This is a genomic window from Hymenobacter negativus, from assembly GCF_016056375.1.
Classification (GTDB): Bacteria; Bacteroidota; Bacteroidia; order Cytophagales; family Hymenobacteraceae; genus Hymenobacter; species Hymenobacter negativus_A.
This window is the reverse complement of record NZ_JAEDAE010000011.1, coordinates 134,362-156,208: the sequence shown is the minus strand read 5'-3', so window position 1 is coordinate 156,208 and position 21,847 is coordinate 134,362. Positions and strand designations below refer to the sequence as shown.

11 protein-coding genes are annotated in these 21,847 nt (G+C 59.7%); 5 read left to right on the top strand and 6 right to left on the bottom strand.

Going from position 1 to position 21,847, the window contains the following annotated elements:
- Positions 1-100 precede the first annotated feature (100 nt).
- The 4 genes from I7X13_RS19210 to I7X13_RS19195 form a co-directional block, all read right to left on the bottom strand.
- Entirely contained in the window at positions 101-2,026 is a 1,926-nt protein-coding gene (locus I7X13_RS19210) for an AAA family ATPase (protein WP_198076720.1), read from the bottom strand.
- A 124-nt stretch (positions 2,027-2,150) separates the two neighbouring features.
- A complete protein-coding gene (locus I7X13_RS19205) occupies positions 2,151-2,585 on the bottom strand; it encodes a hypothetical protein (protein ID WP_198076719.1) in 435 nt (144 codons plus the stop codon).
- 91 nt (positions 2,586-2,676) lie between these two features.
- The gene (locus I7X13_RS19200; RefSeq protein ID WP_198076718.1) at positions 2,677-4,266 is read right to left on the bottom strand and encodes an ABC-F family ATP-binding cassette domain-containing protein; all 1,590 of its coding nucleotides are present in this window, start codon (positions 4,264-4,266) and stop codon (positions 2,677-2,679) included.
- A 345-nt stretch (positions 4,267-4,611) separates the two neighbouring features.
- The gene (locus I7X13_RS19195) at positions 4,612-5,322 is read right to left on the bottom strand and encodes a DUF4142 domain-containing protein (protein WP_198076717.1); all 711 of its coding nucleotides are present in this window, start codon (positions 5,320-5,322) and stop codon (positions 4,612-4,614) included.
- Positions 5,323-5,812: 490 nt separating this feature from the next.
- Here I7X13_RS19195 and I7X13_RS19190 point away from each other — a divergent pair, with 490 nt between their 5' ends.
- A complete protein-coding gene (locus I7X13_RS19190; protein WP_198067170.1) occupies positions 5,813-6,490 on the top strand; it encodes a T9SS type A sorting domain-containing protein in 678 nt (225 codons plus the stop codon).
- Between the two features lie 82 nt (positions 6,491-6,572).
- Here the strand turns inward: I7X13_RS19190 and I7X13_RS19185 are convergent, their stop codons facing one another.
- The gene (locus I7X13_RS19185) at positions 6,573-7,496 is read right to left on the bottom strand and encodes an NmrA family NAD(P)-binding protein (protein ID WP_233454855.1); all 924 of its coding nucleotides are present in this window, start codon (positions 7,494-7,496) and stop codon (positions 6,573-6,575) included.
- 500 nt (positions 7,497-7,996) lie between these two features.
- Between I7X13_RS19185 and I7X13_RS19180 the strand changes: the two genes are divergently transcribed.
- The gene (locus I7X13_RS19180) at positions 7,997-13,387 is read left to right on the top strand and encodes a carbohydrate-binding protein (RefSeq protein ID WP_198076716.1); all 5,391 of its coding nucleotides are present in this window, start codon (positions 7,997-7,999) and stop codon (positions 13,385-13,387) included.
- A 136-nt stretch (positions 13,388-13,523) separates the two neighbouring features.
- Here I7X13_RS19180 and I7X13_RS19175 read toward each other — a convergent pair whose 3' ends face one another.
- Entirely contained in the window at positions 13,524-14,540 is a 1,017-nt protein-coding gene (locus I7X13_RS19175; RefSeq protein ID WP_198067172.1) for a LacI family DNA-binding transcriptional regulator, read from the bottom strand.
- A 304-nt stretch (positions 14,541-14,844) separates the two neighbouring features.
- On the opposite strand from I7X13_RS19175, the gene I7X13_RS19170 reads away from it, so the two are divergent.
- From I7X13_RS19170 to I7X13_RS19160, 3 genes are all read left to right on the top strand, one after another.
- Entirely contained in the window at positions 14,845-18,072 is a 3,228-nt protein-coding gene (locus I7X13_RS19170) for a SusC/RagA family TonB-linked outer membrane protein (protein ID WP_198076715.1), read from the top strand.
- Positions 18,073-18,195: 123 nt separating this feature from the next.
- Positions 18,196-19,719 (top strand): RagB/SusD family nutrient uptake outer membrane protein, encoded by a 1,524-nt coding sequence (locus tag I7X13_RS19165; protein WP_198076714.1) that lies wholly within the window; start codon positions 18,196-18,198, stop codon positions 19,717-19,719.
- Between the two features lie 135 nt (positions 19,720-19,854).
- Entirely contained in the window at positions 19,855-21,726 is a 1,872-nt protein-coding gene (locus tag I7X13_RS19160) for a glycoside hydrolase family 2 protein (RefSeq protein ID WP_198076713.1), read from the top strand.
- Positions 21,727-21,847 lie beyond the last annotated feature (121 nt).

Genomic DNA, 21,847 nt, shown 5'->3' with positions numbered 1-21,847 from the left:
CAAAAAGTCCGAAAAATGCAATCTTGACCTCAACATTTTATGACAAGTTTTCAGCACCTTACATACCACAAGTGCGGTTAGGTCTAACAGTGGGTACAAATTAAAACAGCTTTTTTAAGTCGTCAATCCATTCTGGTATTTCATACGCATCAGAGATTCCTTCCACATATTTTTTTGCAAATGAGAATTTAACGCCTTCTTTATCAAAGAAATTTTCCAAAAGCTGGCTCTTTGTAGGTGATAAGTCCAGTGAGAAGTAACACGCCTGCTCCGACGGATTCGTAATACCCCCAATAATGTTTTCAATTTCAGGATAATCAGGCAAGAAAGTAGACAAAGTGTCAAAGAACAACTTGCCATTTAAAGCGTCTTCAATTTCTGTTTTTGGGGAAACAGGATTAGAATCAATCTTTACTAATATTGTCTTTTTGGTCGCATTATTATTAACCATTCTATAAGAAATCAAATTCTTGTCGTCTTTAGTCGAATAACTAACCAATTCTGCATCAGTATCTGAAAGCAAAATTACTTTCCCTTTGATATCCTTTTTGAAATCCTCAAAAGAGACCAATAGATGATTGTAGATTCTTTTGATTTCAGAAGCACCTCCTACTGGGATAATTCTCAACTTTTTCTCCTGAATTATATCTTTAAAATACTCTTCAAAATATATTTTCTCAGAACTTCCCTCACATATCAACCAATTGTATGGGTCTTCATCGATAACGCTAGTTATCAACGACTGAATAAAATCATTAAGGCTTTTAAGTCTAATATCATAAGGCAATTTACCTTTTGAATCTTTAACTTTTTGCTTAATCTCTTCCCTATAGCTAGAAACATTTATTAAGTCTACCTTATGATTATCATTGATTTTACTCACTATACAGACTGTACCTTTCTCTACAGTTGGCATGAATCCATACCAATGTGTTGTAAATAATAGTTGATGACAGGCAACACTACTGCTAATTTGATAAAGCTTGTCAAATTGGTCATAACATGCTGACATGTGCAATGAAGCCTCTGGCTCATCAATCGCCAGAATTAAGTTTGTAGCGCTTTTCCTATAACCGTTTATGATACGGCTGGCGATTTCAATAATTGCCTTTTGTTTCTCGCCTGAGCTTAATGAACTAACATCTAACCAATGGTCACCTTGCTTCTTATGCAATTTTCTGATTTTAAAATAAGCTTCAATGACAAGCTTGTATACATCGCTTTTTTTGAGGTTTTGCTGCCTGTCCGTTAACGTCCTAAAAGAGTAGTCCTCAAGCACTGAAGACATCCCATCCATAAAACCGTTCAACTTAGTATTCATCTCTTGAATTTTAGCTTGAGGAACGCACGATTCTATAATTTCAATCAATGTCTCTCCCATTAAGGTTTGTATTTCCTTATTCTCAAGCTGACCAAATACTTCTTGTTCAATATCTTTAGGTATATACACATACTCAAACATATGCTTTAGCTCATTATGCAATGGCAAAAACGCGTTTACCTGCTCTTCAGACATCTGTATTGCTGATGAATCAAAATCATCAACTAATGCTTCGCCAAGTTTTTTTGTATTAAAAATACTGAAACTTGGAACCGAATCATTGGATATCCCAATAGGAATTAAAAAATACTTTTCCTTCGAAAATTCTCGCTTAAGAAGCTCCCTTTGTTCTTTAAAAACTTTAAATATCTCCTTGCTTTTTTGGTTTGAAAAGTCAGCCTCATCTATATCCCAAACTACATCACTTATTTTCTTAGCTGTTTGAACTTCATTTATTAATGCGTCGTGTTTAATCAAGTACATTGGGACAACATGAGGGCGTGTCGTTACAAATCCACTCTTTTTAACTATAACATTATAGTTCCAAGGTTTAGCATTAAACAAAGAGTCCAACGCTTCTAGCACAGAGCTTTTACCAATCCCATTATTACCAACAAGCCCACAGAATTTATCTCCATTTGACAATGGGATATAATTGATTCCGGAATAGGTCTTGAAATTCCTCAGTAGTACGCCTGCAATCATTGTGTTTAAAAAAATTAGGTGTGAGTTTGTACAGTTCCATCTAATTTTTTTTGACGAAAACTAAAGGCAAGCTAAGCAGAAGCTTTGGTTTCTTCAGCAGCTTGCGCGCGGGGCGGGGTTTGGGTTACAGCTTACCGGTGTAGTAAAGTCGTTTGGCGGCGCGTCGAGTCGATTGAGGTAAGTAAAGGTCGAGCGACAATGCATGCAGGGTAGGAAGCAGCGCGGGCCATGTTCCCATCTTCCCTACCCATCTCAAAGCCAAATCGACCCAGTAAGCGGAGGGACTAGCCAATCCGAGCAGAATTAAGTCTTGCGTAGGAAAGGCTGTCAGTCGGAGCGCCGATTCTTCTGGTCCTAGATGGGCCAGGCCACGAACAAGGGATTCCTGAAAATCCGCATAGTCTTGCTCCAGCAACGGCAGCCAACTGAGTGTTTTGCCGTTTTTCAACGAGTCAGTGTCGAAAGCCAGAGAGCCCCGTTTCAGAACCCAATCATGGCCTTCAACATATAGGTCGCAGTCACCGAACGTGGCGACGAAATCAGAAGAAGGCAAATACATAAGCCGAATTAAAGGAACAATGGGCATCTCCCCTGCTGCTGACGCTACTAAGAGAAGATGCTGCTTCCGCGGGGCGGGCGCTTCTCACAGGCTACCCCAGCCGGAGGGTGCGCTCCACTTGCAGCTGCTGCAGGAAATACTCGTCGTGCGACACCACCACGAGGGTACCGTGGTAGTCGTGGAGGGCGGCCGTCAGGATTTCCAGGTTCTGGATGTCGAGGTTGTTGGTGGGCTCGTCGAGCACGATGAGGTCGGGCGCTTGGTTGCTTATCATCAGGCAGCAGAGCAGCAGCCGCATTTTCTCGCCGCCGCTTAAGGCACTGCACGGCTTGTCCCAGTAGTCTTGCGGGAACAGGAAGCGGGCGAGGCGAATCTTGACTTCGTGCTCCTGCAGCCCGGCGGCATTGAACTGCTGCGCCTGCTCGTACACCGACAGCTGGTGGTGGAGCAGGGAATAGTCTTGGTCGATGAACACGGCTTGGCTGCCGGCCCGGTGCAGGGTGCCGCGCGTGGGCTCCAGCTCGCCGAGCAGCAGCTTGATGAGGGTGGTTTTGCCGGAGCCGTTGGGCCCGTGCAGCGCCAGCCGCTCGCCGCTGTGCAGCCGGAAGGTGAGGTCGTCGGGCCACAGCAGGCCGGGGCCGTAGTTGTGGTTCAGGCCCTGGGCCTCGAACAGCACCTTGCCTTTGTGCAGGGCCGACTGGTCGAAGTTGAACTTCATTTTGTCGGTGTCGGGCAGTTCCTTGCGCAGCTCGCTCAGCTCCTGGGCCAGGGCGCCCACTTTCTCGGCATGAATGCCCTTGAGGCGGGAGGCGCTGTTTTCGGCGCTGTTGCGCATCATGCCTAGCACAATGGCGGGCAGGCCGGCTTTGTCCTGGCTTTTCTTGCCGCGGGCGTCCTGCTTGTGCTTGCGTTCGAGGGCTTCGCGCTCAGCTTCGCGGGCTTTGCGCAGGGCGGTAGCGCGGGCCTTCACGTCCTGGGTCAGGGCGTGGCTTTCCACCTGCTTTTGCTCGGCATAAAAGGCATAGTTGCCGCCGTAGAGGGCCAGGCCGCGCCGGCTCAGCTCGCACACCGCGTCGAGCAGGTTCAGCAGCTTGCGGTCGTGGCTCACCACCAGCACCGTGCTGGGGCTGCTGGCGATGAAGTCGTAGAGCAGCTGCCGGCCGGCGGTGTCGAGGTGGTTGCTGGGCTCGTCGAGCAGCACGATGTCGGGCCGGTGAATGGCGATGCCAGCCAGGAACACCTTGGTTTTCTGGCCGCCGCTGAGGCTGGCCAGGCGTTGGGTCAGGCGCACGTCGGCCAGGCCCCAGTGCAGCAGGGCTTCCTGGCTGCGTTCCTCAATGGTCCAGTCGTCGTCCAGCGCGGCCAGGTTGGCGTCGGTGGCCTGGCCATCCAGAATTTCCGCCAGAGCAGTGATTTTGCCGTTGATGTGGAGCGCCTGCGCCACGGTCAGGTCGTCGTACTGGCCGAAATGCTGTGGAATGTAATAGGGCGCAGAGCTGGCCACCACGCGCCCGGTGGAAGGCGCGAGCAAGCCCGCCATGATTTTCAACAGCGTGGATTTCCCCGCGCCGTTGTTGCCAATTAGCGCCAGCTTTTGGTGGTCGTTGACAGCCAGGTTCAGGTTGTCGAACAGCACGTCTTTGTTGGGGTGTGCGTACCCGAGGTTTTGTAGCAATAGCATGAGTTCTTTCTCAAAAAAGCGAACGGATGCAGCCGCCCACGTCGCGGGGTGGCTACTCGATTTTTGAAAGAAGTCAGCTATTACATAAAGCAGTGCTTGCAGTTTGCTGGGGCAAATTTACGAACCCAGCTTAAAACGCTGGTGTTTCCGCGCCGCTGCTGGGGAAGCTTTGGTTTCTTCCGCAGCGGGCGCAGGGGGCGGGAGGCACCGTTCGTGTGTAGCCAAGCGCCCCTACCACAACGCTTCGCCCGGGCTAATGCAATGGCATCAGGCCGGGCGAAGTGGTAGAATAGCTACTATTCAGTCTTGGTTTTGGCGTGGAAGCGAATGCTCCCAGCCGCTGGCTCAGTCAACCTTTTTCTCAATTTTGTCGGCCAATGCTCTGCGGGAGTGCAGGATGGGCAGGTTTTTGGTGGCATAGCTTTTCACGGCCGGGCTTTCGGCGTTTTTGCTTTTCACCTCGAACATGGCGATGTCCATCTTGTGGGCCTTCTCCATCAGGTCCATGTAAGACTCGTCGAAGCTTTTGCCCGTTTTGTCCAGCATCCGGTCGGCCAGGTGCTGGTGCACCGGCAGCATGGTGGCGGGAAGCGTGGCGTTGAGCTGCCGGGCCAGGGCTTTCAGCTCCTGGTCGTTCTGCGAGTGGAGGGCCACCATGGACTGCGCGAACTTCCGCACATCGGGGCTGGCCGCCTTTTCCGCAGCCAGCTGGCCTACCTGAATCTCGAGGATGTTGCTGCTGCCCGCATCAATCAGAAACACGGGGTCCGTCATGGTGGCGAAGGTGCCCATGAAGACCGCCAAATCGCCGGCCGGAACGTCGGCCGCCGCCACGCGGCTCATGCTGCCGGTATCGGTATCGCCGGTGCTGGCCATCGCAGCGCCGCCATTGGTAGCGTCGGCGGGCAGATTGCCGGCTGCGTCGGTACTGGTGGGCATTGCGCCCACGCCACTATCGGCCGTGGCATCCGAGCTGGTTTTGGAAGAACTGCAGGCCCCGCCAAGCAGCAGGGCACCCATTACCAGAAAAAGAGGAAGCACTTTCATCGTTTTCATAGGATTGAGGTTTTAAATTATATTATTAAATATACTTATTAATATGTAAACGATTCGAATCTAAATTGCGTACCTACTTTCTGGCAGCGAGTGCTGCCTCCGGATGCCTGAAGCCCCTGGGATTGAGTCCCCGCGTTGCTTATCCAACAGCAGATGGCTGCTGGTGAGGGAAGAGTTCTGGTCGGGGACGGCAGTGGGTTTCACCAAAAGCAGAAGTCAGCAAAAAGCGCTAAATTTATTTTGCTAAATGACGGTATTTTTTTGTCCTGAGCCCGTCTAAAGTGCAAACGTTTGTACGCAACCAAAACAGGCTTGAAAACGTATGTATGCCAACTAATTTCGGGGCTTGCAGGAGTCTAGCCGAATATATGTCCGCATAAATGCTCTTGTTTTGGCGAAAAATTTTACCCCCGGCCAGGTACAATAAAACACAATTCCGCCTTACTTTTGAGTCACAATTCCCAACCAACTTTTTTAAACATTCCGCATTATGAAAAACTCTACGCTTAAGTTTGGCCTTCTCTTGGCCGCCTTGTTCTCGGCATCCGTGTCGATGGCGCAGACGACCAACTACACCACCATTGGCATCATCGGCACGGCTACGAGCCCGACTGGTGCTGCTACCGGCTGGGACAACTCCACGGCCATGACCCGCACAGTGACCGGCGGCCACGACTGGTCGATTACCATGCAGCTGTCGGCCAACGAAGCAAAGTTCCGCGCTGACAATGCCTGGACGGTGAACTGGGGCGGACCTGCCGCTCCGGCATCTGCTTTCCCGGCTGCTGTCGGCACGATGAACGGCCCCAACATTGCGATTCCTACGGCCGGCCGCTACACCGTTCGTTTCAACGACGTAACGGGCGCCTACTCATTCACGGTTGCCACGTCTACCAAAGCAGCCAGCGCAGCCATCCTGCAACTGGCAGTAGCTCCGAACCCTGCTTCGGAGTCGGCCAGCGTATCGTATGAGCTGCCCGCCACGGCTACGGCCGCCATCACGGTGCAGAACCTGATGGGCCAGTCGGTGCGTGAGTTCACGGCTGTGCGCCAGAACGCTGGCCTGCAAAGCCAGAACCTGCCCCTGCAAGGCCTCGCCTCGGGTATCTACCTGGTGAAGCTGGAAACCGGCGCCCTGACCCAGACCACCCGCCTGGTGATAAAATAGTGCTTGACGCCGGGGCGGCTAAAAGCCCCGGCGCTTTTAGCCGCCCCCGCCCCGCCCGGAAACGGATGGAGCGGGGGCGGTTTCATTTGCGGGCAGCCAGTACTTCGCGCACCGGCGTCCAGCGGATTTCGGGGTAGCGGGCGTTGTCGAGCGGGGCGAGCTTGGGGCGGCCCGTGAACATATTGTGCAGGTACTGCATGCCCTGCCAGGGCGGAAATACGTCGTCGGAAGCGGGCATGAGCGTTTTGGTGACTTTTATCATCGTAGCCAGCACCAACAGGCCGCCCACGCGCAGTAGTTTGAAGGGCTGACCAGTGGCGGCGGTAGCGGATTGCTGCAGGCCGCGAATGCTGGCCACTTCGCCGGCTACGCGCAGGTAGCGGGGCGTGGTGGGGTCGAGGGCGGCAGCGGCCGTGAACTCGGCGGTGTTGGCGATGGTGGTGAAGTCGAGCGGTTGGTCGGCATCGCCGTAGTAGAGTACGCGCTTAATGCCGAAGAGCACCACGGGGGCCTGCCCGGTGAGCAGGTCGGTGAACATGCCGTTGAGGATGGACGTGGCTTGGATGGGGGCCTGGTCGAGCCGCTGGTTGAACTCGCGCCGCAGGTCGAGGTTGCGGTTAGAGCCGGCGGGCAGCTTGGTGTAGTCGATGCAGTAGTCAGACGGGATGAAACGAGGCGCCCCGGCCGCCACGGCCGCGTCGAGCAGGCGCTTTTGGGTATCCACAATCACCTCGCGCAGGCCCGAGAGGGCCGACACCACGCAGGCCGCGCCCGCGCAGGCCTTGGTGAGGGCCGTAACGCTATTGAAATCGACGGTTACGATTTCGGCGCCAAGGTCCTGCAGCTCCGTCACCTCGGGCTTGCTGTTGCCCGGGCGCACCAGCGCCCGCACGGTGGCGCCGCGTTTCAGCAGCTCCCGGGCAATGCGGGAGCCGAGGTCACCGGTAGCGCCGGCCAGCACGATGGGAGCCGACGCGGGCGGCGGGGTGGTTGGGTGAGTTGTCAAAACGATGCCGTGGTGGAATTTGGGTTGGGTGAAACCTGCGTGAGGAAGGCAGGGTGTTGCCAGCACGCCAGGGCTATGCTGTGCCCGAACCAGGTGTCTCCATCCTTACTGATTTCCTGCATAGTGGTTGCCCGTCAGCCACATCAGGCCGCGCGGCGGGCCGTTGCCAACGGCTTCGGATTATTCGGAACGACGGGATTTTACCGCAAACGTTTTCGTAGATAAATATGCTAACGCGCTAGCTTCTAGGCACCCCAGCCCAATACCTTTAGCCACCTGTTCGCCTCGTTTGGTCGGTTTCTGCCCGGCCGCGATGCTCCCTCCGGACCGGAGCAATACATAAGCTGCCTGGTTTCGGCTGATGCGGGCTGCGCTGGTTTCAGCCCCTGCTTTTTCTGGTTCCCATTTGCCGCCGATGTTTTTCGACTGGCCGGCTGGCTGCACCCTTTCCGGCACGGCTGCCCATGCCCTTCGCTACAATCAACCAAACTCCCACCCTGATGAAGAAACTGCTATCGATTTTGCTGCTGAGCTGGCTGACGCTGGGCGTTGGCTATGGCCAAGCCATTTCGCCCTACCTCGCCGGCCAGAATGCCTGGCTGCCCACGGCTCTGGGCACGCAGGTGTACAACGGGCTGCTCGACCGACTGTGGCCGGTGGTGAAGCAGTCGAAGGTGCGGATGGTGCGCATTGGCGGCAACGGCGTGAACTCCAACCTGGTGACTAACGCGCAGTACATCGCCCTGATTGACTCCATCCGGCGCATCGGGGCCGAACCGATGGTGCAGGTATCGGAGGGACGCGGGCGGTTCACGGCGGCCCAGGCGGCGCAGGTAGTCCAGTACGTGAACATCACGATGGGCCGCAACATCCGGTACTGGATTATCGGCAACGAGCCCGACCTGAACAATACTTCGCAGCCCAACCCCGTGCCGGTGGCGGGCGTGGCGGCCTACATCAAGGCCTTCGCCTCGGCGATGAAGGCGGTGGACCCGACCATCCTGACGGTGGGGCCGGAAAACGCCTCCTACGGCGGCAGCTACATGCCCTCGCTGGTAGGCGGGGCCAACGACATCACCGGCACCGATGCCAACGGACGCTACTATATCGATGTTATTTCCTTTCACAGCTACGCCTTCAATGGCACCCAGAGCCGCGCCGCCGTGCTGGGAGCCGCCCAGACGCTCACCAACAACGTGACCAATCTGCTGGGTTTGATGGCGGCGGCGAACACCAAAAACAACCGCACCGGCACCAACGCTCTGCGCTGGGCCCTCACCGAATTCAACATCGACTACGCCAACCCCGCCGCCAATACCGTGGAGGGCGTGGGCGTGCATTCGTTTCTGAACGGGCAGTACTGGGCCGAGGTGTTTGGCGTGGGCATGAAGTACGAGGGCGTGTCGATGCAGCCGTGGTCGATTCATGAGGGCAGCGGGGCGCGCGGGACGGGCGATTTGGGCTACCTGGATGGCAGCACCGTGGCTAGCATCAAGCCGCGCTCGGCCTACTGGCACGAGATGCTGGTGTCGGAAAACCTGCACGGCACCAACCTCAACGCCACCGACAACCAAACCACGGTGAAGGTGCTTAGCAGCACCGACAATGGCACCACCGCCGTGATGGTACTGAACGAAAGCGACGTAACGGACTACGACTTTACGGTGCAGCTGGATGGCAGCCCGGCGCCCGGCGCGGCAGCGCTGAAAATCAACGTACCGGCCGGCATCAACGCGGCTTACAACGACAAGATTTACGCGCAGTCAACGCTGGTGCTGCTATTCAATGCGCAGGGCGCGCTGACGCGCAAGATTGTGTACTCGCTGCAACACGCGCAGCAGACGCTACCGCCCAACTACCTCAACCCCGACCAGACGTTTACGCTAGCCAACTTCACGGCCGATAAAACCTTCACCTGCACGGCTCCCGAAGCGGTGACGTATTCGGCCACGGTGCTGGGCGAGTTCACCTCGATAAACTGGAATTTTGGGGCGGGCGCGACGCCGGCCACCGGCACCGGCAAAACCCCGCCGGCCGTGACCTACGCCACCGCCGGCACCCCCACCGTGACCCTAACGCTGGTGAATCCGGACACGACCATCGTGGTCAGTAAATCTGTGGTGCAGGTGAGCGCCTGCGTGCGCACGCCGTACTCGGGCACGGCATCCGTGATTCCGGGAGTAATCAAGGCCGTGGAGTACGACAATGGCGGCGAGGGCGTGGCCTACCACGACTCGGACGTGGCCAACCGCGGCGCGGCGGCCGACCCCACGGTACCCCGGCCCACCGAGGGCGTGGACACCGAAAACGGCGACGCTGGCTATACCAATGTGGGCTACTCGGCCACCGGCGAATGGCTGAAATACACCGTGAACGTGCTGCGCACCGGCCTTTACCGCGTTACGGTGCGGGTGTCGACGGGGGCGACTTCGACGGGCTCGCTGCGGCTGTCGGTAAACGACGTGGACCGGACCGGGGTGGTGCCGGTGCCGACGACGGGCGGCTTTGGCACTTACCAGGACTTGGTGATTAACAACGTGTACCTGGAGGCTTCGCCCAGTGCGACGCTGAAGTTTGACATTGTGAGCGCCAGCCTCAACTTCTCGAAGCTGACGTTTGTGGAGCAGCCCCTCACGGGCATTGTGGTGAACCGGACGTATAACGGCAGCTCGACATCGGACGGCTCGACGGATGCCGTGGAACTGCTCGTGACGCAGGACCACCTCGACATTCGCGGACTGATTGTGAAGGACTTCGAAACCAACCTGACGCTGGACAACGGCGGCAAAATCCAGTTCAAAGACAACGCCTTGTGGAAGGATTTGCGCATTGGCACTACCATCGTGCTGCGCCGCTTGGCCTCGGGCATTACGGGCTACGCGACGGACGTGGACGCCTCGGATTTTACGGTGGATATGCTGATGGAAAACACCACCTACTTGGCAGATTTGTCGAATGCGGGCCAGAATTTCAACCTGACGCAAACCGACATGGTGCTGCTGAAAACCGGCGCGGCCAGCGGAATTGACAACCCGGTGCACGCGCTGGTTTCCAACAACGGCAGCACCAATGCCTTCTACACCGGCCTGACGGGGCCGAAGCTGGTGTTTGCGACGGGCCTGGGCACGGGCGCCTTCCTCTACCCCACGAACCCAGCCCAAAGCACGGCCGACTACAACGGCACCGCCGTGGCCAGCAGCACCAGCGCCACCCGCACCTGGGGCTACGGCTTTGGCACGGGTAACATGAACTACATCAGCACCCTGCGCGGGCTGGCAGTCACGCCCCCGGCCATAGTGGTGAACCGGATTTACAACGGCTCGAACGACGGCACGGGCAACCTCGACGCCGTGGAGATGCTGGTGGTGCAGGACCACCTGGACGTGCGCGGCATGGTGGTGAAGGATTTTGAAACCAACGGCACGGCCGATAATGGCGGCAAATACCAGTTCACGAACACCGCTTTCTGGTCGGATTTGCGCAGCGGCACCACCATTGTGCTGCGCCAGCTGGCCGGCCCCGCCGGCTACGTGCCCGACTACGACGCCTCGGATTTTACGCTGGATATGCTGCTGGGTAGCCCCACTTACCTCACCAACGTGGGCGGCAACAACATCTTTAACATCACGCAGTACGACATGGTGATGGTGAAGGCGGCGGGCTCGCCGGCGGCGGGCGTAACGGGGGCCATCCACACGTTTGCCACGCGCCTGGCGCTGGGCGGCTCGGTGGCGGCCGGCACCACGGCCAACTATACGGCCGCCCCCAACTACAAAATGGCCGCGCCGAACCTGGACAACGGCGGCAGTCCCAGCAAGTTTGTTTACCCGCTGAACCCCACCCAGACCCTGGTCGATTACAATGGCGCGGGCAAAGCAGATGCCTCAGGCAGCACGGCCCTGAACTGGGGCTATGGGTTCGGCCAGCCCAACATTGACTACATCCAGAGCCTGCGCAACGCCGTGACCGGCCCCGATTTGGTGGTGGCCAGCGGCCAGCGCCTCTCGGCCGGCGGCAGCTACAACAGCATCACGGTGCAGCGCGGCGGGCTGCTCACGCTGCTGGGCAGCACCAGCGTGGCCAGCAGCGTGCAGGTGCAGGCCGGTGGCGTGCTCGCCAGCAACTGCCAGGCGCTGAGCGGCGCGGCCAGCTTCGAGGTGCAGGCCGGCGCGGAGTTGCAAATCTGCGACCCGGCCGGCATTTCGGCCACCAGCGCTTCGGGAGCCATTCAGGTTACCGGCAGCCGCACGTTTGATGCGGACGCGACTTACACCTACAACGGCACGGCGGCCCAAATTACCGGCGCGGGCCTGCCCAGCCAGGTGCGCAACCTCACGGTGAATAATGCCCTCGGCCTCACCCTAAGCCAGGGCGTGAGCGTGGCCCAGGTAGCACGTTTGCAAACCGGCGACCTCGCCACTGCTAGCCAGCCGTTCGTGCTGCTTTCTTCAGCTGACGGCACGGCGCTGATTGACAACAGCGGCGGCGTAGTGATGGGCAGCGGCACCATACAGCGCGCCGTGACCAGCAGCGTGACCGGGCCAGCTTACCGCCATTTCAGCTCGCCGGTGGCTGCTGCGCCGTTCAGCAGTTTGGCTACGACGGGCTTTGGGCCCACGCTCAACGCGGCTTACAACACCAGCGCCACGCCCGGAGCGGTAGCGCCGTTTCCCACGGTGTTTGGGTACGACGAAGGCCGCATTGCCACGGTTACTTCAAATTATGGGGCGTTTGACAAGGGCTGGTTCTCCCCCGCTGCGGCTACCGATGTGATGCAGCCCACGCGCGGTTACACCGTGAATATGCCTGTTACAGCCGCGCCCGTGAGCTTTACCGGCACCTTCAACAATGCCGCGCAAAACTCGGGCGCGCTGACCCGCGGCACCGACGCCGACGCCGGCTGGCAGCTGCTGGGCAACCCCTACCCCAGCCCGCTCGATTGGAACACCGTGACGCCCGCCCAGCGCCCCGGCCTCGACGCCGCCGTGTATGTGTACCAGAGCACCGGCCGCTACGCCGGCACCTACCGCAGCTACGCCAACGGCGTGGGCACCTCGCCGCTGGTGGTGGCCGGCTCGGGCTACTTCGTGCGGGTGAGCACCTCCGGCACGCCCGGCGCGGTGAACCTGACCAACGCCAACCGCGTCACCAGCTTTGCGGCGCAGCCCGTGTTTGGGCGCGGCCAGGCCGATAGCCGCCCCCTACTGCACCTGCAGTTGGCCGGAGCGGGCCTGAGCGACGACGCCTTCCTTTATCTGCAAGCCGGAGCTACGGCTGGCGTCGATACCGAATTTGACGCCGCCAAGCTGCCTAACCCCGCCGGCCTCGACCTGGCCACGCTGAGCGGCGCCCGCCCGCTGGCCATCAACGGCCTGCCCTTATTGGGCACCGCTGAAGTGGTGGTGCCGCTGCATCTGCGCGTTCCGCAGGCTGGCAATTTCACGTTTGAAGTGGTCGATTTGGCCAATTTCGGCAGCACCCCCGTCTACCTGCGTGATGCTTTGACGGGCACCCAGCAGCTCCTGACTACGGGCGGGCGCTACGCCTTCACGCTGGCCACAGCCACCAGCGGCACCGGCCGCTTCAGCCTCGTGCTGCGCCCGGCTACGGTGACGGCGGCGCGGGCCGAGCTGAGTGCGGCCACCGTGAGCCTGTATCCGAACCCCGCCCACGGCAGTTTCATGGTGCTACTGCCGCCCCTGGCGGGGCAGCGCGAGGTGCGCGCCACCTTGCTCAACGCCCTGGGCCAGGCTGTGCTCACGCGCACTATTGGGCTGAATGCGGCCGGCGCCACGGCGGAGTTCCAAACCTCTGCGCTCGCCGCCGGGGTGTACACGCTGCGCCTGCAGGCCGAGGGCCAGACGCTGACAAAGCGCGTGGTGCTGGAGTAGCGGGTAGAGGGCAAAACAACCGATGAAGGGACGGGACTTGCCCCGCCCGGGCGTTTCCACTGTTGCGCGAAACCGTTGCAACGGAGCGAACGGCGGGCGGGGGCAAGCCCCGCCCCTACGGTATTCAAACTACGCCTTAGCCCTGCGCCGTGGACCGGCGCTGAAACAGTGTGGACTCCAGTACCACGCTTTGGCTGGGGAGCACGGCTTTCTTCTTTTCGACGGCGCGGAGAAGGATTTTTGCGGCTTCGCGGCCGATGTCATAGGCCGGCTGGGTGATGGTGGACAGCGGCGGGTCGAGCAGCGAAGCGGCTTCGAGGTTGGAAAAACCAATGATTTTGATGTCCTGCGGAATGCGACGACCCAGTTCGTTGCACACGTGGTAGGCACTGATGGCCAGCCGCTCAACGGAGGCAAAGATGCCGTCGATGTCGGGCCGGCGCAGCAGCAATTCGCGGATGAGGCCCACGTTCTGCTGGTTGTCCATCACGCCGTGTAAGATGAGGTCGGGGTCGGCCAGGCGGCCGTGGGCGGCGAGGGCATCGAGGTAGCCCTGCTGCCGGAACTGGCCAATGGACAGGTTATTGGAGATGAGCAGGTGCGCGATGTGCTGGCAGCCGGCCTGGATGAGGTGCTCGGTGGCCTGGTAGCCACTTTCGTAGTCGTTGGTGGTGACTTTGGCGGTGGCCACTTCGGCGCACACGCGGTCGAAAAATACGATGGGAATGTTGGCTTCGCGCAGGCTTTTGATGTGGGCAAAATCCTCGGTGCCGCTGGCTACCGACATCAGGAGGCCATCGACCCGGCCGCCTTTCAAATGCTGCACAATGGAGACCTCGCGGGCATAGTCGTCGTGGGTGAGGTAGATGAGGACGTGGTAGCCGGCCTGCCGCGCCGCTTCCTCTATCCCGTTGATGGCCAGCGCGAAGAAGTGGTTGGCCACTTTAGGAATCACCACACCGATGGTCTTGCTGATGTTGCGGCGCAGGCTGCTGGCGTAGGCGTTGGGCTCGTAGTGGCGGGCGGCGGCCAGGGCGCGCACCCGCTGCTTAGTGGCTTCGGATACTTCGTGGCTGTCGCGCAACGCCCGCGACACCGTGGCGATGGACATGTTCAGCTCTTCGGCCAGCGACTTCAGGTTCACAGGCGTCATGACGGACAACTTTCGGACAGAAAAAAGGTGAAACAGCCTTTTTGGGGGCTGATGAATGTCTGGCAAGTTACAAAGCCCGGCCGCTAACCGCCCAAAATGGCCCGATTTGCTGCAAACGTTTACGTAAATAAAGGCCTGCCATTGCATTAGATAGCAGATTACAATCCGGTAATTCGCAGAGCAAAGCCCCTTTTTTAAGCTCCGCTATCGAGCTCCGGGCCTGCATCAGCCCCCGATGAGTACGCCCCTTGTGCGGTGCGCCGGCCGGCTTCGTCTCTCCTTGTCACCAAACTCCCACCCCCATATGACGGTCATTCTACGACTTGATTTTCGGCGCTGCCTGCGGCCCCTGGTGCTGCTCCCAGCCCTGAGCCTGGGCCTCGGCCTGCACTTGGCCTCGGCTGCCGACCTTGCCCCCGCCGCCCGCGCTGTGCGGGCCGACATCACGATTACGGGCCGCGTGGTGGATGAAAAAGGCGCGGGCCTGCCCGGCGTCAATGTCATCGTGAAGGGCACCAGCAACGGCACCCAGACCGATGCCGACGGCAAATACAGCATCAAGGCCGCTGATGATGCCACCCTGATTTTCACCTTCGTGGGCTACCTGCCTAAGGAAGAAGCTGTAAACGGCCGCACGGCTATCAACGCGGCGCTCGCCCCCGACGCCAAGAGCCTCGACGAGGTGGTGGTGGTAGGCTACGGCGTGCAGGAGAAGAAAATGCTGGCCACGTCCATCTCCACCATCTCGGCCAAGCAGGTGGAGCTGCTGCCAGTGGCCTCGCCCTCCGAGGCGCTGGTGGGCCTGGTGGCCGGCGCGCAGATTACGGAACCCTCGGGCGAGCCGGGCGCGGGCGCGGTGATTCGCATTCGCGGGCTGGGCTCGATTTCGGCCGGCAACAACCCGCTGTACGTGGTGGACGGCTACCCGCTCAACAACCCCGACAACTACTATCAGATTCCGCCCTCTGACATTCAGAGCATTCAGATTCTGAAGGACGCGGCGGCCTGCGCCATCTACGGCTCGCGCGGCGGCAACGGCATCGTGATTGTGACCACCAAACGCGGCGCGACCGACGGCAAAACCCGCTTCAACTTCACGGCCAACACCGGCATTCAACAGGTGGCTAAACGCGTGGAGCTGCTCAACCGCGACCAGTTTCTGGAGTATTTCAAGGAGTCGTACACCAACGCCGGCCGCGCCCTGAACGCCGCCCAGACGGCCCTGCTGAATGCCGACCCCAACACCCTGCCGGATACCGACTGGCAGAAGGAAATTTTCCAGACCGGCGTGCAGCAGCAGTACCAACTGTCGGCTAGCGGCGGCAACGAAAACTCGCGCTTCTACATCTCGGGCGGCTATTTCAAACAAACCGGCATCGTGAAAGGCTCGGGCTTCGAGCGGTTCTCGCTGCGCGCCAACTACGATGCCCAGCTGAGCAAGAAGCTGAAGCTGGGCCTGAGCCTGGCCCCCAACTTCAGCCGCACCGACGTGGTGCCCACCTCGGGCAGCTACAACGGCGGCAACATCACGGGCGGCGGCCCGAGCGGCGAAACCGGTGGCGTGACGGCTGCCCTCATCATGCCGCCTGTGGTGCCCGTGTTCCTGCCCAATGGCGACTACGCCAACATCAAAACCGGCACCAACCAGGCCATCACCAACCCCGGCGACCTGCTGAGTCCGGTGGCCCCGCTGGACCTGTACCAGGACCGCACCAACGCCGTGCGCGCCCTGGGCTCCACCTTCCTCGATTTTGAGCCAATCACCGGCCTGCACCTGCGCACCAACTTCGGGGGCGAGCTGATTGATTCGCGCCGGGGCATCTACGTGCCGGCCACACTGGGCACCGCCAGCAACCAGGGCGCTAACCTCTCCACGCCCGTGCTGAACAACGTGGACGCCCGCCGCCTCAATAGTACCAACCTGAACTGGGTGTGGGAAAACACGGCCACCTACAACCACACCTTCGCCACCAACCACAACCTGACCCTGCTGGCCGGCTACGCCGCTCAGTACAACACCTCAGAAGGCAGCACGGTGCTGGGCCAGAGCGGTACCTACACCAACACCAACATTGAATACCCCACGGCCGCCGGCCAGGTATTCGGCAGTGCTTTGTCGAACCCGTCGAGCGCGCTGACGTCGGTATTTGGCCGGCTGGACTACGCCTTTAAGGAGCGCTACATTCTGACCGCCGCACTGCGCACGGACGGCTCCTCGCGCTTCGGTCCCGACAACCGCTACGCCACGTTCCCCTCGGTGGCGCTGGCCTGGCGGGCGGCCGAAGAGCCTTTTATCAAGCAGTTTTCGGCCATCAGCGAGCTGAAGCTGCGCGCCAGCTACGGCGTGACGGGCAACAACAACATCGGCGACTACAACTACCAGAGCTACCAGCAGGCCGCCAACTACGTGTTTGGCACCGGCAACGGGGGGCGCGTGTATGGCTTCTCGCCCAACGGCGTGGCCATCCGCAACCTGGGCTGGGAAACCAACACGCAGTACGATGCCGGCTTCGACCTGGGCCTGTTCCGCGACCGCATCTACCTGACAGTGGCCGCCTACCAGCGCAACACCACCGACCTGCTGCTGAACCGCAACATTCCGTCCATCCTGGGCTTCTCGTCGCGCACGCTGGCCAACGTGGGCGAGGTGCGCAACCGCGGCCTCGAATTCCAACTGAACACAGCCAACATCCAGGGCACGGGCTTCACCTGGGGCACCTCGGCCAACCTGTCCATCAACCGCAACCAGGTGATTGCCCTCGCCGGCGCCAACGAGCAGCTCACGTTTGATGCCGTGTTTGGCTACGCCAGCTCCATCCGGGTGGTGCCGGGCCAGCCGCTGGGCGTGTTCTACGGCTACCAACAGGAAGGCATCTACCGCAACCAGGCCGACATCGACAGCAGCCCGAAATGGAATGCCAGCACCCAGAAAATTGTGCCCGGCGACTTCAAGTTTAAGGACGTGAACGGCGACGGCTTCATCAACACGGCCGACATCGGCGTGATTGGCAACCCCTTCCCGAACTTCACCTACGGCCTGCAAAACACCTTCGGCTACCGGGCCTTCTCGCTGGCCGTGACGCTGCAAGGCTCGCAGGGCAACGACATTCTGTACGGCGGCGACCGCTACGTGGTGAACGGCCAGGGCGGCACCAACGGCCGCGTGAACCTGCTGAACCGCTGGCGCTCGCCCGACAACCCCGGCGACGGCATGACGCCCCTGGCCACCGCCGCCACCACGGGCTCGCTGAAATCGGTGTTCAACTCCTACTACGTGCACGATGCCTCGTTTCTGCGCATCCGCAACGTGACGCTGCGCTACAATGTGCCCACCGCCCTGGTGCAGAAAGCCAAGCTGCAAAGCCTGGGCATCTACACCAGCATCCAGAACCTGTACACGTTCACGAAGTATTTCGGCTACAACCCGGAGGCCAACAACTACGGCAACTCCACCACCCCCACCTACGGCGTGGACCAGGGCGCCTACCCCATGGCCCGCACCATCACGCTGGGCGTGCAGCTGGGCTTCTAAAGGCAGTGATTGATGAGTAGTGCTCAATGGTTGATGCCAAGTGCCGGGCGAAGGCCGCACCTGCAACCACCCGTTTCCCTATTCACTGACCGCTAACCACCAACCGTTAATCTAATTCCCACCATGACTTTCAATCAATTTTTCTCGGGAGCGGCCGTGGCCACGTTGCTGGGCCTGGCCACGCTGGGCACCACTTCGTGCAGCAAGGACTTCATCGACCTCAACGACCCCACGCGCCTGCCCACCACCCTGGGCTACACCGACTCGCTGAGCATCGTGACCGGCGTGACGGCTGCCTACGCCTCTTTGCAAGACATCTACGGCAGCGCGCCGGGCAACAACCGGGGCATGTTCGTGTTCACCGAAATTCCTTCTGATAACAGCTTTGCGCTGACTTCGGGCGAGCTGCTGAACGAGTTCAACGACTTTTCCATCTCCACCATCAACCCGCGCCTGCAAAGCCAGTGGCAGGTGACGTACCGCGCCATTGCCCGCTGCAACATCATCCTGAGCCGGGCCGGCGGCGTGAAGCTCACCGATGCCACCCGCAACCGCTTCTTTGGCGAGGTGCGCTTCATTCGGGCGCTGGCCTACTTCAACGCCGTGCAAATCTGGGGCGATATTCCGCTGGTGAAAGACGAAATTGCTTCCATCGCCGACGCCTACAAGTTTGGCCGGGAGAAGAAGGAGAATGTGTATGCGCTCATTGAGGAAGACCTCACGTTTGCTGAAAACAACCTGCCCACCGCCCAGGCCGGGGCCAACCTGGGCCGCGCCACCAAAGGCGCCGCGCAGGGCCTGCTGGGCAAGGTGCTGCTAACCGAAAAGAAGTACGCCGCCGCCGCCCTCGAGCTCAAAAAGGTGATTGACGCCAACAACTACGCGCTGCAGGCCACCTACGCCAACATCTTCCTGACGAGCAACGAGATGAACACCGAGATTCTGGCCGCGGCCCGCTACACCAAGGGCGGCCTGGGCATCGGCAGCGCGTTCAACACCTGGTTTATGCCCGTGCTGCCGGCAGCGGTGGCCACCACCATCAACGGCAACATCGGCACCGGCCAGCAGTTCAACTCCGTGGACCCGGATTTGGTGGCCGCCTTCACGGCCAGCGGCGCTACCGACGTGCGCGCCGCCGCTTCGTTTGGCACCTACGTGAGCGGCACCACCACGCTCTACTACACCAAGAAGTACATCGACCTGCCCACCAGTTCGACCGATGCCGAAAACGACTGGATTATCCTGCGCTACGCCGACGTGCTGCTCATGTATGCCGAAGCCGTGAACGAGACGGGCGGCACCATCACCTCCGCCGCCCTCGACGCCGTGAACCGCGTGATTCGCCGCTCGCGCAACCTGCCCGTGGCCACGCCCAACGCCACCGTCGACCTGCCGGCCACCATCAGCCAGGCCGACCTGCGCGCCCGCCTGGCCCTGGAGCGCCGCCTGGAGCTAAACTTCGAAGGCCACCGCTGGTTCGACCTCGTGCGCACCGACCAGGCCATCCCCGTGATGAATGCCTTCTTCACGCGCACCGGCTCCGTCAGCCGCATCGACAGCCACAACCTGGTGTGGCCCATTCCGCAGCAGGAGCGCCAGACCAACCCCGTGCTGACGCAGAACGACGGGTATCCGTCGGCGCTGTAACCCGCAATCTGGTGAGTGCGTGAGGAGATGAAGGCGGGCACAGCGCCCCAAAGCCACTGCAATGGCTGGTGCCGCGCAAGCCTTCGCCCCTCCGCTTTCGCCCGGTTGCCTTTTCCTTCCCTCCTCCCCTTTGCTATGACCCCACCCACCCCGCTGAAGCTGCTGCTGGCCCTTGTGCTGGGCGTGGCCGGCCTCTTCGCTGGCTCGTCGGCGCTGGCCCAAACCAGCCTGATTCAGAATGCACCGGCCCGCCGCGTGCTCAGCCTCAACGGCAGCTGGAACTACATCATCGACCCCTACGAAAACGGCTTTTATGACTACCGCCGCGAGGCTTTTGACAAGTCGGCCAGCGGCAAAGGCGGCTACTACGACAACCAGAAGCCCAGCACCGCCCAGGAGCCCGAGCTGATTGAGTATGACTTCGACCACTCGGCCGCCCTGCAAGTCCCCGGCGACTGGAACTCGCAGGACCCCAAGCTGCTGTACTACGAAGGCACCATCTGGCTCAAAAAGAGCTTCAGGATTACGCCCACGGCCGGCAAACGCTACTTCCTCTACTTCGGGGCGATTAACTACGAAGCGCACATTTACCTGAACGGCAAGAAGCTGGGCATGCATCAGGGCGGTTTCACGCCCATTCAGTACGAGGTGACCGGCAAGCTGAATCCCAGCGGCGACAACTTCGTGGTGGTGAAGGCCGACAACACCCGCCACCTCGACGCCGTGCCCACCATCAATACCGACTGGTGGAACTACGGCGGCATCACCCGCGACGTGTTTATTGCCGAAGCGCCCGAGACGTTCATCGTCGACTACAAAGTGCAGCTAGCCAAGGATAACATGAGCCAGCTGACCGGATACGTGCAGCTCGATGGCGCGGGCAAAAGTGGCCAGTCGGTGACGCTGAATATTACCGAAGCCGGCATCAAACAAACGCTGAAAACCGACGGCGACGGCCGCGCCACGTTCAGCCTGCCCGCTAAAAAACTGAAGCTGTGGTCGCCGCAGAACCCTAAGCTGTATGTAGTGGCGCTGAGCAGCGGCAGCGAAACGGTGCAGGATAAAATTGGCTTCCGCACTATTCAGACCCGCGGGCAGGACATTCTGCTGAACGGTAAATCCACGTTTCTTCGCGGCATTTCCATTCACGACGAGAACCCGCTCATCCCCGGCCGGGCGCGCGGCGAGGGCGACCTGCGCATGCTGCTTACCTGGGCCAAGGAACTGGGCTGCAACTACGTGCGCCTGGCCCACTACCCGCACAACGAAACCATGCTGAAGCTAGCCGACGAAATGGGCCTGCTGGTGTGGTCCGAAGTGCCCGTGTACTGGACCATTGCCTGGCAAAACCCTGCTACTTATCAGAACGCCGAAACCCAACTCTCCGACCTGATTTCGATGGGGAAAAACCGGGCCAGCATCGTGGTGTGGTCCGTCGGCAACGAAACGCCCCTCGGCGACCCGCGCCTCACCTTCATGACCAACCTCGTGAAAAAGGCCCGCGCCCTGGATGACACCCGCCTCATTGCCGCCGCGCTGGAATTGCATCGCACGCCCGACAACGTCATCCACGTGGACGACCCGCTGGGCGAGTCGCTCGACCTTACCAGCTTCAACGAGTACGCGGGCTGGTACTGGGGCGGCAAGCCCGGCGAAATCACCAAATACACTTTCGACATCAAGTACAACAAGCCGGTGATGATTAGCGAGTTTGGTGGCGACGCGCTGGCCGGCTACCACGGCGACGCCGACACCCGCTGGAGCGAGGAATACCAGGAGGCCCTCTACATAAACCAGCTCAAAATGCTGAGCACGATAAAAGGCCTGCGCGGCATGACGCCCTGGATTCTGGCCGACTTCCGCGCCACCCGCCGCCAGCATCCGGTGTATCAGAACGGCTTCAACCGCAAGGGCCTGATTTCGAGCACGGGCGTGAAGAAGAAGGCGTTTTACGTGCTGCAGGAGTACTACCGGCAGCAGGTGGCTAAGTACGACACCGGGAAATGAGAAAGTCAGTAACCCGTAGAGACGCATACTTGCGTCTCGTCGTCTGCGTCAACCAGACGAACCGTTCAACGACGAGACGCAAGTATGCGTCTCTACATCGTTCGCTTTTCAATCCTCTTCT